Source organism: Martelella sp. NC20, from assembly GCF_013459645.1.
Lineage (GTDB): Bacteria > Pseudomonadota > Alphaproteobacteria > Rhizobiales > Rhizobiaceae > Martelella.
In genome coordinates, this window is sequence record NZ_CP054861.1 from 2,898,825 (window position 1) to 2,914,246 (window position 15,422).

A 15,422-nucleotide genomic window follows, 5' to 3' on the forward strand; every position below is an offset into this window, starting at 1 on the left:
ATGGCGTTCGCGAAGGCATATGCGATTGCCGCCGCGTTTGTGTTGCTGCCCGTGCTTGCTTTCGCCGGCATGCCGCTGCGGTTTGAAGGGCTGCCCGTGACGATCCAGCGCGTGGCCTCGATGTACGACAATGCCCCAAGGCTCAAGGATATCCGGGCGCGGATCGTTGCCGACGAGCCGGTGACCACCACGGAGCTCCAGATCCTCGCAGATGTCGGCGACGGGCTGGCCGCCTACCGGCTGGCCCAGCGGCTTCTCGCGATGAACAGGCCGGATCTGAACGGCAAGGTCGCGCAGTATCTCGCGATCGCGGTGGATGATGGCCGCACTTACGCCATACCGGCGCTGTTCGATATCCTGTCGGACCGGGCCAGCGCGATTTCGCCGGTGCGGCTTGCCCATATCGAAAACGCGCTCGCCACGCAGGCGGCGGCGGGCGATGCGGCGTCGGCCATCGCGCTGGCGCGCCTCTATACGCAGGGCCACCCGTTCGGTACCAAACCGGAAAAGGCGAGGGCGCTGTTGCGGGCGGTGGCAAATCAGCAATCCATCGATGCGGACCTGGCCCTGCAGATGGCCATGATGATCGCATCCAGCGCACCGCTTGCCACAGAGGATGCCGCGGCGGTGCGCAGCTTTCTGCTGATGGCGCGGCAAAGCTCGGATCTGGGAACGCGCACCGCGGCGGAAAACCTGCTGCGGGCATTCCCGGAGCCCGAGGCTCAAGATGGGGGAGGATGAGCATGGTTGGTGTGACGAAGATCGCGGCATTGTGTATCGCGGCCGGCCTTGGTTGCGGCATCGCGCATGCCGAAGAGGCGCAATCGCTCTACGGTTGCGTCAATCTGGCGGACAAGAGCGAGCCACAGGCGCTTGAAGGCCAGGACGGGTTTTTCTTTACCGTGATGGACGATATCGCGATGCAGTCGGTCGCCGATCCGGCATTGGTGGAAAGCATCTCTGCGTTTTCAAAGCTGTTGAAGGCGCACGGGACCATTCTGGTCTTTGTGCCCGTTCCAACGCGCAGCCAGGTGCTTGCCGACAAGGTGCCGCAATCGGCGTGGCTCTACGGCTACCAGGATACCGTCAATACCGAAATCTATCAGGAAGCCGTCAAGCGGCTGGATGCTGCGGGCGTGGTCGCGGTCGATCTGCTGACGCCGATGCGGGCGAAGACGTCCGATGACAGTCCTGCCTTCCAGAAGGCCGATCCGCTGTGGACAAGCGATGGCGCGCGCCTTGCCGCCGAGGCGATCGCCGAAAAGCTTAACGCGATGCCGCAATCGCGCAAGGCCAATCTGATGACCTTCACCACCACAAGGGGCGAGGACTACACCCGCAGATCGGACCTGCGCGAGGCAATCCAGGCCCATTGCAGCGAGAGCCTGCCGGCGGTGACGGAGACCCGCTACGAGACCGTGGGCGAGGAGGCGTTTGCCGCCGATCGGCCGTTCAACATTCTGGGGGCCGATGCGCCAGCGCCGGTCGTGCTTGTCGGGTCGCGGTTCTCGGCCGATGGCCAGAGCCATTTCGACGGGTTCCTGAAACAGCTCTCAAGCATGGACGTCGATAACCGGGCGAGCGCTTCGGGCAGCCCGTTCAAGGCCGTGACCGATTATCTCCGGTCCGGCGATTTCCAGTCCAGACCGCCGCTGTTCCTGATATGGGAAGTGCCGCCGGGAGGTAATCTCGCAAGCTACGGTCCGCAGCCGTGGGAGACGCTTGCGGCAAGCGCTGCCGGCGATTGCGGAGCGGAAGGGTGCGGCGCGGCGACGAAGGGAAGCGAATGACGCGGTTTGGCATTGCCGGTTCGAGAGCGTATGCACGAGGCCTCGGCCGGTCATTTCTGTTGGCATTTGCGATGTCGGCGGCCGGAGCATCGGCGGCGATGGCGCAGCAGCCCGTCATCGATTTCCGTCCCCCCGACATCCAGGCGGCGAAGGTGTGCGCCGACCGCAAGTCCAACGACGCGCTGGAACTGCAGTGGTCGAACTGGGATGGCCGGCAATTGCCGGCCGGCGTCGAATATCGCGACCTGGACCGGGAACTGATGCGGCTTCGCAATATCGATGCGGACAAATATTTCGACACCGTCAAGTCCGCCTACGATCTGCGCCGCCAGGAAGATCCCTATTACAGCAGGGCGGCCTATCTGCTCGATGTCGTGGCGCTTTATGTCGAGGCGCAGCGTTTCGACGACCTGAAGGCGACCGGCTTCGTCACCGAGCTGGAAACCATCGGGCCAGCCGCGACGCCGGGCACGGTGAACTTTCTCGCCGACCTTTATCTCGAGGGCAAGGCGGTGCCGCAGGACATCGACCGGGGTATCCAGCGCAAACTCCAGGCCGCCTATAATGGCGATCCCGACGCGGTGCTTTATCTGGCCGAAAAAACCAGCAGGGGTGAAGAGGTTCCGGGCTGGGACATGGACCCCGAACTGGCCTTCACGCTCGGCTTTTCATCCCTGCTCGGCAATCTCGACAATGCGATTTGCGGGCGGGTGCGGCGGATCGCGCGGGCGTTTGAAAGCGGCGAGGTGATCGCGCAGGACCATGCGCTCGCCGAAGCGTGGTATCGCTTCGCCGCCGATCTCGGCGATGGCCAGTCCGCCTGGCAGACCGCGCGCTATCACCTTTCCGGCGAAGGCATCAAAAAGGACAACACCAGGCTTCTGCGCTATCTCCAGCAGGCCTTTGAGGCGGATATCGTTCCGGCGAAGGTGCAGATGGCGAAGCTCTACGAGGATGGCGTGCTGGTGCCGACCGATCCGGAACGGGCGATGGCGATCTACGATCAGCTTGCCGAAGACGGCGAGCGCGAGGGTTTTGCCGGCGCCACGCGGCTGCTCGCCGCGCGCGGGCTCGACACGCCGGAAGACCGGCAGAAATATCACGACAGGCTGGCGGCGCTGGCGCGCTTTCCCGATGCGCCGGGCTGGGCCTTTTCACGGCTCGGCGCGATGAGCCTTGATGAGAACAGTCCATGGGAGGGGCAGGAGGAGGCCCGGCGGCTGTTCGAAGCGGCTGCCGAGCGCGGCGACAGCGCGGGCAAGCTCGAACTTGCCCGGCTTTACCTGCGCGACGGCGACGAGGCCGACCGCCGGAAGGCCGTCGAATTGCTCAAGGAACTGATCGCCGCCGAGGGCAAGACCACGGCCGTGGACGCGTTGAAGAACGCATTGCTGTGTGCCAGTCCCGATGGCCCGCAGAAGGCCGAGTGGGAGAAGTGGAAATATCTCGATCGCGATAACTGGCCGCAATTGCCGGAGGATATCACGGCCGACACGCTTGTCGACAATGCGGAGGCGACAGCCCGCCTGCAGAGCGCCGCCCTTTCCGGAAGCACCGGGGCGGCGGGAGACCTGACGTCGGTTCTGGCGCGGCTGCACCCCGACCGGTTCGATGACATCGTCGGGCACTGGCGCGCCGCGATGCGCGGGCAGGCCGGCGGCGAGGCTTCGGTGCTGGAAGGCGCCTATCATGCGGCAGGAACCGACGCGGAGCGCGGCAGCGTTGTCTCCGCCCTGGAAGCGCTTGCGGCCACCGGCGATATCCCGGCCAAGACCGTGCTCGCCGAAATCCATATGGCCGCCTCGACCGATGATGCCGCTTCCCTCGACAAGGCCACGGCGCTCGTTGAAGAGGCCGGAGGGCAGATCAAGGGCTCCACGCTCTGGCATCTCGACGATGCCTATCGCGCCGCCGGCAAGGGCCGTTACGAGCCGCCGCAGGACATGCTTTCGGACATCGCCGCCAATGGCGATTTCGAGGCCCTGCTTTTCGCCGCGACCCGGGCGACAAGCGATGAGGATCGGGCGCTTTTCTATGAACGCGCCAAGGCGGCCATGCCCTGCGATCTGAACGCCCTTGCCCGCAAGGCCCAGTACGCGCTGAACGCCGGGCGGCCCGATGAGGCCGACGATGCGCTCGATGTCGCCCTCGCGCTGTCGCCGGATCAGGGCTGGCAGCAGGTCAAGCTCGCCGACATCTACACCACGCTCGGCTCGATCGCCGATCGCGAGGAGGCCTTCAAGCTTTATGAAGCCGCTCACGGCCAGGGTTACGAGCCCGCCTCGCGCCGGCTGCTCGACTGGTATTCCGATCCCGACAGCCGGTTCTATCAGGAAGAGGAACACGCGAAACTTCTGCTGGAGGCGCTTGAGAAGGCCGCCCCTTCCGATCTCTCCGGTCTTGCCAACCGGCTGAAATATGCGCCTGAATCCGTCAGAAACAGGGTCAGCGAGGCCTTCGACATGAAGGCCGCCTATCGCAAGGCCGCAGAGGCCGGCGATCCTGTGGCCATGCGGGAACTGGCCAAGACATTGCGCCGCGACCCTGCCTCGGAAAACGAGGTGAGCGAAGCGACCGACTGGCTTGCAAATGCCGCCAACGCCGGCGATGCGGAGGCGATGCTACTGCTCGCCCAGGCCTATGCCTTCGGCGCCGGCGTCGAGCATTCGGCCGACAAGGCGATGGAATGGCTGAAGGCTGCTGCCGCAGCGGGCAATGAAACCGCCGGGACCCTGTTCTCCGGTCTCAAACTGCATTGAACATGACCAAACGAAAGGGCTGCGATTTGGCCGATTATTCACCGCCGCGACCATCCTTCCTCCAGTGCGGCCGGTTGGCGGCCGGGGCCGCCTTTGTTGCTCTCGCCGGCTCTCCTGCTTTCGCGGCGGATGGCGACGAGGCGTGTCCGACATTTCCGCCGCCGACCGTCACGCTCGACTATGGCAGCCGCTATGACGAAAGCAGCGTCGACCGCTCGAAACTCGATGAGGAGAGCGACGCCGAGGTGGATGCGGCGCTGAAGGACGCCGATAGCTTCATCCGTCAGATCGCCGGCCTTGCCAATGATGCCCGGGCCAATCCCGGCATTGCGGCCATCAACGCGGCCTGCGTGATCAACGGCATCCATGGCTGGGCCGCAGCCGATGCCTTCGGTAAATTGGAAACCGAAAACGCGAAGATGACCTACGCCGCCCGCGTCGGCGGAATTGCCAGCGCCTACCGTCAGGTGCGCGATCTGGCCGATGGTCTGACCGACGAGAAGGCGGCGATCGAGGCTTGGCTGAAGAAGAACGGCGATGTCCTGATCGAGTACTGGGACAATGACGCCCCGCCAAAGGCGAGACTCGGCAATCTTCGGTTATGGGCGGCCTATGCGGTGACGGAAATCGCGTTGATCGTCAAAAGCCAGGATTTCATCAACTGGGCGTTTGCAAGCCATCGCGCCGTGCTGGCGACCGTCGGCGCGGATGGCAGCATGCCCTACGAAATGCGCCGGGGGAAATATGCGCTGCATTATCAGCTCCATGCGCTCGCGCCGCTGACGGCCTCGGCCGCGCTGATCTGCCACAATGACTACAGCTATACCGCGGAGGAAGAAGCGGTGATCGAAAAGGCGGTCGGCTTCGCGTTTGCGGGCATTGAAGACCCTTCGAAGGTTGCTGAGATCGCCGGCGTCCATCAATCGGTCCCGCAGGGGCTCGCCGAACAGGAACCGTTCACGATCGCCTGGCTTGAGGCCTATCTCAGCCTGGTGAGCGATGGCGATCTCGATCGAAAGCTTGCGCCGCTGCGCCCGCTGTCCAATTCCAAGCTCGGGGGAGACATGACCCTGCTCTACCGCAACAACCCGGCGATGCAGCCGGGGTGTTTTGCTGGCGGAAAGTAGTCAGGAACAGCGTCGAAGCTGGGCCTCGTAGGTCTGGGTCATCTTCTGGGCGCGCGCGGCAGCACTCTTGGCGACCGGCCGGCTTTTCCACACGCCGCGGGAATATCCGCTGTGGCCGGAATGATAGGCGAGGTAGAGGTTGTAGGGATCGTTGAGCGCGATGCCGTTCCGGATGTGGCTCTGATAGTGATACCAGGCGATGAAGTAGATCGCATCGCCGAAATCCGTGCGGCTGGCGCCGCGCTGGCCGCTGCGGGACTGGTATTCCTCCCAGGTGCCGTCGAGCGCCTGCGAATAGCCGAGCGCGCTGGAGGCCCGGGGACCCGGAATGAAGCCCAGGATTTTCTTGCGTGGCGGCCGGGCGTGCGAGTCGAACGAGGATTCGACGTAGATCGTCGCCATCAGCACCGAAACCGGCACGCCGTAATCGCGCGAGGCTTTCTCCGCGTCACGCCGCCAGTTTTCGAACATGCCGTTCTTCTGGGCGAAGATCGCACAGCTGTTGCCGACATTGCTGACCGTGGTCGAGCAAGACGCGAGCGCGGCAAGGCAGATCACCGCAAAGAGGGTTGCGATACGACGAATAGACATGGAAACAGCATCTATCCGGCAGGATTTAAGAAAAGGTTCTTAAAAATGGTTAACGTCGAAATTGACGATCCCGCCCGGCTTCCGCGGCGGCCCGAAAAACGATCAACTTAGCCTTTGACAGACGGGCGGCATGACGATAAGGGACCGCCTGATGCAAAAGCGCACAGGCGCTGGTGGTGCCAGCCTTCAACCGCAACATGAGAGGTCGATCGTGGCGAAAGCGGAACTCGGAACCAAAAGAACATGCCCGGATACCGGCAAGAAATTCTATGACCTGAACAAGGACCCGGTGGTTTCGCCCTATTCGGGGGGCTCCTGGCCGCTGTCCTATTTCGAGGATACCGCCTCGATCGCGGTCGTCGAAACCGAGGAAGAGGAAAACGACGTCAAGGAAGTCGACACCGAAGATGGCGACGTCGCGTTGGCCTCGATCGAGGCGTCGGATGACGACAGCCCCTCCGACAATGTTACGGGCGACGACGATGACGATGACGATGTCGACCTTGATGACGACGACGATACCTTCCTTGAGGCCGACGATGACGACGACGACGATGTCACCGGCATTATCGGGGTTTCGGATGACGACGACGACAGCTGATATCGCGGCGCGCGATCATTGATGACGACGCAACGCCGGGTCCAAGCGAGCCGGCGTTTTGATTTTGGCGGCACGGAAGATCTCCGTTTTCGGGCAAGTTCGGCGGCAGATCGGGCAGGGCTGATTTTTTTCCGGGCTTTGAATTTTTTGGGGCTTGCATCGGGAGAAAAACCACAGTAACAAGCCGCCACCCGACGCGAAAACGTCGCTTCGCACTGCCCCGGCGGTCTGAAGATTGGGGCTATAGCTCAGCTGGGAGAGCGCCTGCATGGCATGCAGGAGGTCAGCGGTTCGATCCCGCTTAGCTCCACCAAACCATCTTCCTTTGTTGTAAATCGCCACATAGATTGACCTTTTTGGACGGGCTTTGACCTTTCCTGTCACTTAGCTTGGGCTTTTGTGCGTCTGGAGCCGTGGTGCGGGCTTGTTGTCTGCTTTTTCGGGAGATGGTGCTAGCGGTCACAGTTTGAGAGCGGCGATCGCTTAGTTCCGGGGTGGTTGCAATAAGCCAACCGGTTTCGCACACCTAGCTGGCGGGTAATGCTGTGTGGTGGACAAGCACTCGACTCATCCAATTGTTTCGCCGCCCTGTGGCGGGGCCCGTCCGATCTCAATCAACCCAAGGCTACCGTTGACGAACAATTCGGCCCCGTCTGGAATTGCCTCGAAACAACCTGGAACATTCACGACTGCCGGCAATCCGAACTCGCGTGCAACGATGGCCCCGTGAGAGAGATAGCCGCCAATCTCCACAACGATGCCGCTCGCCCGCAGGAACAGTGGCGTCCAGCTTGGGTCGGTGGAACGGGCCACCAGGATGTCGCCGCTCTTCAATTTCGCTGCGCTTGATGGCGAGTGCAGCTTGCCGGCCGGCCCTCGCGCCTGCCCTTGGGAAACGCCGCTGCCTTGCAGTCGATTGCCCTGGAATGCGGGCACAGAGGTCGAGAAGGTTTCCAGACCCTCTGCTTTCTCAAGGATGACATCGGCCGGTTCGGGCGCGACTTTCCACGCTGCGAGCTGCGCCTTTCTCGCGGCAACAATGTGCTGCGCGCCATCACCATCCCAATGACCGTTCGCCCACGCCCAAAGATCCGCGAAGGTGAGAAAGAAGGCATCATCCCTATCCGCGATCCTGTTGTCAGTGGCCAGCCTTCTTCCCCATTCCAAGACGATGAGACGGGAGATTCCCACTGTCGCAACGAGGCAGGACTTGGCCTGCTCTCGGATGCGGAAGCCCTCTGCCGCTCGATCAATCGCGTAGGCCACGATCCGGCGAAAAAGGAACGGAAGGCTGCGGAGCATGGCTTCCGCGCGGCTACGTGCTGCCTGTGCCGTCGCGGGATTGGTCGCGCCCGCTTCCAACCCTTCCGCCATGGTTTGGACCTGATCGGGCGTTTCGCACCAGCGAGGCGACGCGATGTCGAACTCGTTGAAACCGCGATGACCATATTTTTCGTTCCATCCGGTTATGGCGCTGTCATAATCCGGGCTGCCGGGAACGAAGCGGGATCGTATGTCTTGCAACTCGTAGGCATGATCCGCGCTGACCACTCCGCCACGCGCGGCCATCAACCCACCGACCAGCGCGTCGAAATCAGAAGCGGAAAGGCGTTTCTTGCCGACCTGCCGCGCGATGCCGAGCCATGTGCTGCCCATGGCGTTCGCCAGCATGAACGGCGGCTGCCATTCGGGCTCGCTGAGCGACAGGGCTTGGGCAAGCAGGTCGGCGCGGGAAAGATGACTCAAGTCCTCTCGGCTTCGCGCCAGTGCCCGTTCCTCCATGCGCTCCAGCAGCTTCGGCAGGCTTTTCCGTCCGCGCGACAGGGCCTTCATGATCCGCGTCAGATGCAGAATTTGCCGTGGCGAGCGGCCACGGCGTTTCGTGCCGGTCTCCGGTAAACCTATCTCCGGCTGGAAGCCGCCGAATGTCCGGTTCGTTTCATCGGGCAAGATGCCGAAGGCGTCATAGGCCGAGAACTGGATGATTGCGGCATCGACATAGGCGCGTCCGTCGAAGCGCCGGACGATCTGCATCCCCTCCGGTTCGCGGTAGCCGGCGATATGATGAAGGTCGAAGAAAGTTTCGGCCGCCGTTTGTGGCACGACGCTCCATCCCATCGGCGACATGATGCCCGAAAGGACTTCCTTGAAATTGGCATTGGTCCAGATTGCCACCTGGTCGGCAATTTCAGGGAAGGTCCGATGCGGCAGGGACGTGATCGGCCGGGCCTGTAGGATGAATATCGTCTTGCCGTCCCACGCCCATTCAATGTCCTGCGGGGTCTCGCCATCGCTACAGGCCCAATGAACCCTGTTGCATTGAACAAGGAGTTCATGCAGCGCCTCGCGCGGCAGAACCTTGCTCTCCGGGGAGGGGAAGCCACGCCGCGCAAAACGTGCGCGCAGGGTTTCGGGTTTGACCTGACCGCTGACCAGCTTGTCGCCGAGGCCCTGAACCGCCTCGACGACGAATGTATCGCGCCGCCCGTCCTTTGGATCGGCTGTGAACGTCACGCCCGCGACGACGGGTTCGTCCTGCCCCTCGGCTCTGATCATGGCGCAGATCAGAACCGCGCCGTCGATCTCGCTATCCGATATGCCGAGACGGCGCCTGTAGGCCAACGCCTGTACCGTCCAAAGCGAGGCAAAGCATTGCAGGATTGCGTCGGCAATCTGCTCCGTCCCTCGAAGATTGAGAAAACTCTCATGTATGCCTGCAAAAGCATGGCGAGCGCCGTCTTCGCCCGAGGCACTGGATCGCACGGCAACCGGCTCGTCGGCCAGCCCTGCTTCATTGAGCGCACCGTCAAGCTCATCGCATAAGTGCGGCTCCAACGCTGTCGTTGAAATGGCGGCACGAAGATCATCGAGCAAAGGTGCCGCGCCGTCTCCGACAACCGCCTCGAGGTCGAGTCCACCGACCTTCTCCACCATCGCCTTGATCGGCGGATGTGCAAGGATATCCCGATACATGGTTCGCTCAACCGCAAGTCCACGCGGAACGGGGAAGCCCCAGACCGAGAGCCGGGCGAGGTTCCAAGCCTTGCCGCCGACACGCTCGGGGCCGGCAGCGGCAGCCTCGGGGTAAGATAAGAATAGACGCATCACGCACGCTCCTGCGGCCCGATACCTTCGCAGGTCGTCCGAACAAGTTTAGGGATCGCTTCTGGCGGCATCGGCCCGCCTTTGACGATCTGGTGAATCATGAATTGGACGTAGAGCCCCATGACGATGAACATCAGGGTTTCCGGGGGCAGGTCAGTGCGCAAACGACGCTCCGCCTGCGCGGCTTTCATCAGGTCAACGATCAGATGGCGAAATGACGGATACCGGCCTCTGCTCTCTGACGGAGCATGGCGTTGCGGTGAAGTCAGGACTGAGACGGCGATCCGAGGGTACGCAAGGCAGGTCTCGGCATTTCGTTGAAGTGCTTCGACTATCAGTTCAAGCGGGTCGCTTCCTTCGGTCAAACGCTGTCTGATCTCGGCATCCCAAACACCGATCTTTTCGCCAACGATGATCTCGGCGATTTCCTCCTTGCCGGAAAAGAGGTTGTAGAGCGTGGCTCGCGTCAGTCCCGCTCGCCTTGCGATCTTCTCCATGGAGGTGGCTTCGACGCCCGCCGCCTCGAACTCGATGACGGCGGAGTCGAAAATTTGCCTGCGGGATCGTTCTGTTCTGGACATAACGCCCTCTGATCGAAAGTTCGATTTATACGATCGTCCATTTTTATACATATGTCAATTTAATAAGACTCCAACAACGGCTCATGGGGCGTCCCGCAAGGCGTCGGAGCTTCTCTGCTAGAGGGCTAAACTCAGAGACTTCCCAATTTGCCACGACACCGATCCGCCCTGCACGTCGCCCATGACCTCGCGACCGATCTGGCGGTCGATGGGATAACGCAAAATGTTTGAGTTTCACTGAAAGGCCCGCTTCGGCGGGCCTATTTTTTTGACTTCGCGGGTCAATCTGAGTGACAAAGAAGGTTAAAGTCATGGAGGCGCCATTTCTCGGCGATAATCATTTCAATAGGTTAGGAAGTTCAAACGGCTCAAGCCGGCTGACTCGTGACATTTATGTTGTACGAAAACCGGCTTGAAATCCGCCAGCCGTTCCTGCCGTTCGATTTCGACAACCGCTTCACCAATCCGGACATGATTTTCGAGTAGCTTTAATTCACGCGCTGTTCAGCATGCTGCGGTCACATTTGTTTGAAGCCTCTGCGCGGCTCGCGGCTTGTGCATTTCAGCGGTGGTCGCTAGTGAGAGTTACGGGAAACAGACGAGGTACAGGACATGCCTGAATTCGAGATCACAAAGCGGAACCTGATGCGCGGCGCGGCTGTCGGCGCGGCAATCGGAACCATGGGCCTTTCCGCCGCCCACGCGCAGGACCTGCCGGACAGCCAGGGTAGCGTCGATATGAAAAAGGCGCTCGAACCAGGCGCTCTTCCCGATATCGCTCTCGGAGAACCGGACGCGCCGGTCAAGATCATCGAATATATGTCGATGACCTGCCCGCACTGCGCCACCTATCAGGAAGAGACGTTTCCGGCGATCAAGGAAAACTTTATCGATACCGGCAAGGTCTATTACATCTTCCGTGAGTTTCCCTTCGATCCGCGCGCCATGGCGGCCTTCATGCTCGCCCGCTGCACCCCCAACGACAAGTATCTGCCGTTCGTCGACATGATGTTCCAGCAGCAGCGCACCTGGGCAACGGCCGAAGACGGCAGCGCCGCGATGTTGCAAATGGCGAAACTTGCCGGTTTTACACAGGAAAGCTTTCAGGCTTGCTTGACGGACCAGAAGCTGCTTGATGACATTAATGCCGTCAGAACACGCGGTGCGGATGAATTCGGGGTCAACGCCACGCCGACCTTCCTGATCAATGGAAAGAAATATGCGGGGGATATGTCGGTTGACACCATGTCGGCCCTCATCAACAGCATGCTTTGACCGCACGTTCGGAGAATTTCCGGCGCGCGCCAGTAATGGCGCGCGCTTTTTTGTGCGACGCCTGAAGGTGGTCGCATGAAATTCAACCGCCTGCGTCTGACCGGTTTCAAATCCTTTGTCGAGGCAAGCGACTTCATCATCGCGCCGGGGCTGACGGGCGTGGTCGGGCCGAATGGCTGCGGCAAGTCGAACCTTGTCGAGGCGCTGCGCTGGGTGATGGGAGAAAATTCCTACAAGAACATGCGCGCCTCGGGCATGGACGACGTGATCTTTTCCGGTTCCGGCAATCGTCCGGCCCGCAATGCCGCCGAAGTCGGCCTCCATATCGACAACTCCGACCGCACCGCGCCCGCCGCCTTCAACGACAGCGACGAAATCCAGGTCACGCGCCGGATCATGCGCGAGCAGGGCTCGCTCTATCGCATCAACGGCAAGGAAGCCCGCGCCAAGGATGTCCAGCTTCTGTTCGCCGACGCCTCGACCGGGGCCCGGTCGCCGGCCATGGTCGGGCAGGGGCGGATCGGCGAACTGATCCAGGCAAAGCCGCAGGCCCGTCGTCAGCTTCTGGAAGAGGCCGCCGGGATTTCCGGGCTTTATTCGCGCCGCCACGAGGCCGAGCTTCGCCTGCGCGGCGCCGAGACCAATCTGGAGCGGTTGGAGGACGTCACCGCCCAGCTTGGCGGCCAGATCGAGAGCCTGAAGCGCCAGACCCGGCAGGCAACCCGGTTCAAGATGCTGTCGGCGGATATCCGCGCCCATGACGCGATCCTGCTGCATTTGCGATGGGTCGATGCCAAGGCCGCGGAAGGCGAGGCCACGAGCGCGCTCAACCAGTTGACGTCAAGCGTTGCCGAGCGCGCGAACCAGCAGATGGAAGCGGCCAAGGCCCAGGCGATCGCGGGGTTGAAGACCCCCGAACTGCGCGATGAGGAGGTCAAGGCCGCGGCCCTTCTCCAGCGCCTGCAGATCGCCCGTCGCCAGCTTGAGGATGACGCCTCGCGCCTGATGCAGCGCCGCGACGAACTCTCCCGCCGCCTGCTTCAGCTTGGCGAGGACATTCGCCGCGAGGAGGCGATGATCGCCGACAACAGCGCGATCCTTGCCCGCCTCGACGAGGAAGAGGCCGAGCTTTCCGAACTGATCGGGTTTTCGGGCGAGGAACTCGCCGGGGCGCGGGAGAGAATGGACGAGGCTGCGGCACGGCTTGGCGAAAGCGAGGACGTGTTCACCGCGCTCACCGCCGAGCGGGCGGAGGCAGCGGCCAACCGGGCCCAGCTTGAACGGACGATCAAGGAACTTTCCGACCGTCGCCAGCGGATCGAGCGCCAGATCGGTGACGCAGGCGGGGAGCTTGCGGCGATCAGCGAACGCATTGCGGGCCTGTCTGATCCTGCCGAAAAACAGGCGGCGCTGGAAGAGGCCGTGATCGCCGAGGAGGAGGCGGGGGCCGCCGCCGAGGCGGCCGACGAGCGGCTTGCCGAGGCCCGTCGCAACGAGGTGCTGACCCGCCAGCCGGTGGACGCCGCGCGCGCAAGATTATCGGAAATCGAGACCGAGGCGCGGACCATCGAGAAAATGCTGGCCGCGAGTGCCGCCGCCGGCGACTTCACCCCGCTTGCAGAGTTGCTGAGCATCGAGCACGGCTACGAGACAGCCCTTGGCGCCGTGCTTGGCGATGATCTCGATGCCCCGCTCGATAGCGATGCGCCGGCCCACTGGCGCGGCAATGGCGACGGCGGCGACGATGCCGCGCTTCCGACGGGCTGCCGGCCGCTGAACACGCTTGTCGATGCGCCCGCCGAAGTATCGCGCCGCCTGCGCCAGGTGGGGCTTGTCGGCGAAGATGCCGCTCTTGCCCTGATGGCGAAGCTTGCGCCCGGCCAAGAACTGGTCACCGAGGCCGGCGCGGTGTTCCGCTGGGACGGCTTCATCAAGGGGGCCGATGCGCCAAGTGCGGCCGCACTCAGGCTCTCGCAGAAGAACCGGCTTGCGGCCCTCGAAGAGGAGCGCCGGGAGGCCGAGGTGGCTCTGGAAGACGCCCGGGCGGCGCAGGCCGAGGCCGGCGAGGCCGTTCGCGCTGAGGAGCAGGCGGTTGCCGCGACCCGCGAGGGGGTGCGCATGGCCGGCCGCGCGGTGGCCGATGCGCGCGCAGCACTTGCCGAGGCGGAGCGCGCGTCCGGCGAACTGGTGCGCCGCCGCGATGTTGCCGCCGAAACGCTGAGCCAGTTGCAGGCGCAGGGCGAGGATATCGTGCTGAGTTTCGAAAACGCTTCGGCGGCGCTCGCCGAGGCGCCCGATTATTCCGCCCTTGAAAGCCGGCTTGCCGCCCAGGGCGCCGAGGTGGCGCGCCATCGCGGCGAACTGGCCGAAGCGCGCGCGCGCCACGACGGCCTGGTGCGTGAAAACGACGCGCGCCAGCGTCGCCTGAGCGCAATCGCGCAGGAACGTTCAAGCTGGCAGAACCGGGCCAGAAGCGCAGAGTCGCAGATCGAGATCCTGAAGGCCCGCGAGGAGGAGGCCCGCGACGAACTGGAAGCCATCGAGGAGGCGCCGGAGGAATTCGAGGAAAAACGCCGCCTGCTGACCCGCGAGCTGGAGCAGGCGGAAGACGCCCGCAAGGCCGCCGCCGACCGGCTGGCCGAGGCCGAAACCGCCCAGCGCGAGGCCGACAGGGTTGCCGCCCAGGCGCTTTCCAATCTGGCCGAGGCCCGCGAGAAGCGCGGCCGGGCCGAGGAGCGGCTGGTCTCCGCCCGCGAGCGCCGCGAGGGCGCGGAAAAGCGCATTCACGAGGTGCTGGAAGTCGCCCCGCACGAGGCGTTCCGGCTGACGGGGCTTGCCGCCGATGCCGAACTGCCCGAGCCGGCGGCGGTCGAGCGCGCGCTGGAGCGGCTGAAGGTCGAGCGCGAGCGGCTGGGCGCTGTCAACCTGCGCGCCGAGGAGGAGCAGAGCGAGCTTTCGGCACAGCTCGATGCGCTGGTGCGCGAACGCGACGATATCATCGAGGCGATCCGCAAGCTGCGCGGCGCGATCCAGAGCCTGAACCGGGAAGGGCGCGAGCGGCTGTTGGCCGCTTTCGACGCCGTCAACGCGCAGTTCCAGCGGCTGTTCGTGCATCTGTTCGGCGGCGGCATGGCCGAGCTTCAGCTGATCGAATCCGACGATCCGCTGGAGGCGGGGCTCGAAATTCTCGCCCGTCCGCCGGGCAAGAAGCCGCAGACCATGACGCTGCTTTCCGGCGGCGAGCAGGCGCTGACCGCGATGGCCCTGATCTTCGCCGTCTTTCTCACCAATCCGGCGCCGATCTGCGTGCTGGACGAGGTCGATGCGCCGCTCGACGACCACAATGTCGAGCGCTACTGCAATCTGCTCGACGAAATGGCGGCGACCACCGAAACCCGCTTCATCGTCATCACCCACAACCCGATCACCATGGCGCGCATGGACCGGCTGTTCGGCGTCACCATGGCCGAACAGGGCGTGTCGCAACTCGTCTCCGTCGACCTGCAGACGGCCGAAAAACTGGTTGAGGAAGTCTGAGGGTCGGTTGCGGGCGGCGTTATCGACCAAAGAACGGTGTTCGCACCGCTTTTTTC

Annotated in this window: 10 protein-coding genes and 1 tRNA gene; 8 read left to right on the plus strand and 3 right to left on the minus strand. The window is 63.2% G+C overall.

The window, feature by feature from the left end; genetic code table 11:
• The 4 genes from HQ843_RS13765 (at position 1) to HQ843_RS13780 (ending at position 5,676) form a co-directional block, all read left to right on the plus strand.
• Entirely contained in the window at positions 1-741 is a 741-nt protein-coding gene (locus HQ843_RS13765) for a hypothetical protein (RefSeq protein WP_180897784.1), read from the plus strand.
• A gap of 2 nt (positions 742-743) precedes the next feature.
• Entirely contained in the window at positions 744-1,790 is a 1,047-nt protein-coding gene (locus tag HQ843_RS13770) for an alginate O-acetyltransferase AlgX-related protein (RefSeq protein ID WP_180897783.1), read from the plus strand.
• A gap of 98 nt (positions 1,791-1,888) precedes the next feature.
• A complete protein-coding gene (locus HQ843_RS13775) occupies positions 1,889-4,549 on the plus strand; it encodes a tetratricopeptide repeat protein (protein WP_180897782.1) in 2,661 nt (886 codons plus the stop codon).
• Between the two features lie 2 nt (positions 4,550-4,551).
• Entirely contained in the window at positions 4,552-5,676 is a 1,125-nt protein-coding gene (locus HQ843_RS13780; protein WP_180897781.1) for an alginate lyase family protein, read from the plus strand.
• On the opposite strand, the gene HQ843_RS13785 is transcribed toward HQ843_RS13780, so the two are convergent.
• Positions 5,677-6,267, minus strand: coding sequence for a transglycosylase SLT domain-containing protein (locus HQ843_RS13785; RefSeq protein ID WP_371822025.1), 591 nt, complete (start codon positions 6,265-6,267; stop codon positions 5,677-5,679). It lies immediately after the preceding gene.
• A gap of 211 nt (positions 6,268-6,478) precedes the next feature.
• On the opposite strand from HQ843_RS13785, the gene HQ843_RS13790 reads away from it, so the two are divergent.
• Together HQ843_RS13790 and HQ843_RS13795 are read left to right on the plus strand one after the other, a co-directional pair.
• Positions 6,479-6,868, plus strand: a complete 390-nt coding sequence (locus HQ843_RS13790; protein ID WP_180897780.1) for a TIGR02300 family protein — start codon at positions 6,479-6,481, stop codon at positions 6,866-6,868.
• 237 nt (positions 6,869-7,105) lie between these two features.
• Positions 7,106-7,181: transfer RNA gene (locus tag HQ843_RS13795), tRNA-Ala, on the plus strand.
• A gap of 254 nt (positions 7,182-7,435) precedes the next feature.
• On the opposite strand, the gene HQ843_RS13800 is transcribed toward HQ843_RS13795, so the two are convergent.
• Both HQ843_RS13800 and HQ843_RS29775 read right to left on the minus strand, forming a co-directional pair.
• The gene (locus HQ843_RS13800; RefSeq protein ID WP_246710425.1) at positions 7,436-9,973 is read right to left on the minus strand and encodes a PEP/pyruvate-binding domain-containing protein; all 2,538 of its coding nucleotides are present in this window, start codon (positions 9,971-9,973) and stop codon (positions 7,436-7,438) included.
• Positions 9,973-10,554, minus strand: coding sequence for a TetR/AcrR family transcriptional regulator (locus tag HQ843_RS29775; protein WP_180897778.1), 582 nt, complete (start codon positions 10,552-10,554; stop codon positions 9,973-9,975). The genes HQ843_RS13800 and HQ843_RS29775 overlap by 1 nt, the downstream gene beginning before the upstream one ends.
• A gap of 612 nt (positions 10,555-11,166) precedes the next feature.
• Here HQ843_RS29775 and HQ843_RS13815 point away from each other — a divergent pair.
• The gene (locus HQ843_RS13815; protein WP_180897777.1) at positions 11,167-11,829 is read left to right on the plus strand and encodes a DsbA family protein; all 663 of its coding nucleotides are present in this window, start codon (positions 11,167-11,169) and stop codon (positions 11,827-11,829) included.
• A gap of 75 nt (positions 11,830-11,904) precedes the next feature.
• Positions 11,905-15,366 (plus strand): chromosome segregation SMC family protein, encoded by a 3,462-nt coding sequence (locus HQ843_RS13820; protein ID WP_180897776.1) that lies wholly within the window; start codon positions 11,905-11,907, stop codon positions 15,364-15,366.
• The last annotated feature ends 56 nt before the right edge of the window (positions 15,367-15,422 follow it).

Coding starts and splice junctions, on each gene's coding strand:
- HQ843_RS29775 (WP_180897778.1), bottom strand. CDS start 10,554: ATGTCCAGAACAGAACGATCCCGCAGGCAAATTTTCGACTCCGCCGTC.
- HQ843_RS13775 (WP_180897782.1), top strand. CDS start 1,889: ATGGCGCAGCAGCCCGTCATCGATTTCCGTCCCCCCGACATCCAGGCG.
- HQ843_RS13820 (WP_180897776.1), top strand. CDS start 11,905: ATGAAATTCAACCGCCTGCGTCTGACCGGTTTCAAATCCTTTGTCGAG.
- HQ843_RS13800 (WP_246710425.1), bottom strand. CDS start 9,973: ATGCGTCTATTCTTATCTTACCCCGAGGCTGCCGCTGCCGGCCCCGAG.
- HQ843_RS13770 (WP_180897783.1), top strand. CDS start 744: ATGGTTGGTGTGACGAAGATCGCGGCATTGTGTATCGCGGCCGGCCTT.
- HQ843_RS13780 (WP_180897781.1), top strand. CDS start 4,552: ATGACCAAACGAAAGGGCTGCGATTTGGCCGATTATTCACCGCCGCGA.
- HQ843_RS13815 (WP_180897777.1), top strand. CDS start 11,167: ATGCCTGAATTCGAGATCACAAAGCGGAACCTGATGCGCGGCGCGGCT.
- HQ843_RS13765 (WP_180897784.1), top strand. CDS start 1: ATGGCGTTCGCGAAGGCATATGCGATTGCCGCCGCGTTTGTGTTGCTG.
- HQ843_RS13785 (WP_371822025.1), bottom strand. CDS start 6,267: ATGTCTATTCGTCGTATCGCAACCCTCTTTGCGGTGATCTGCCTTGCC.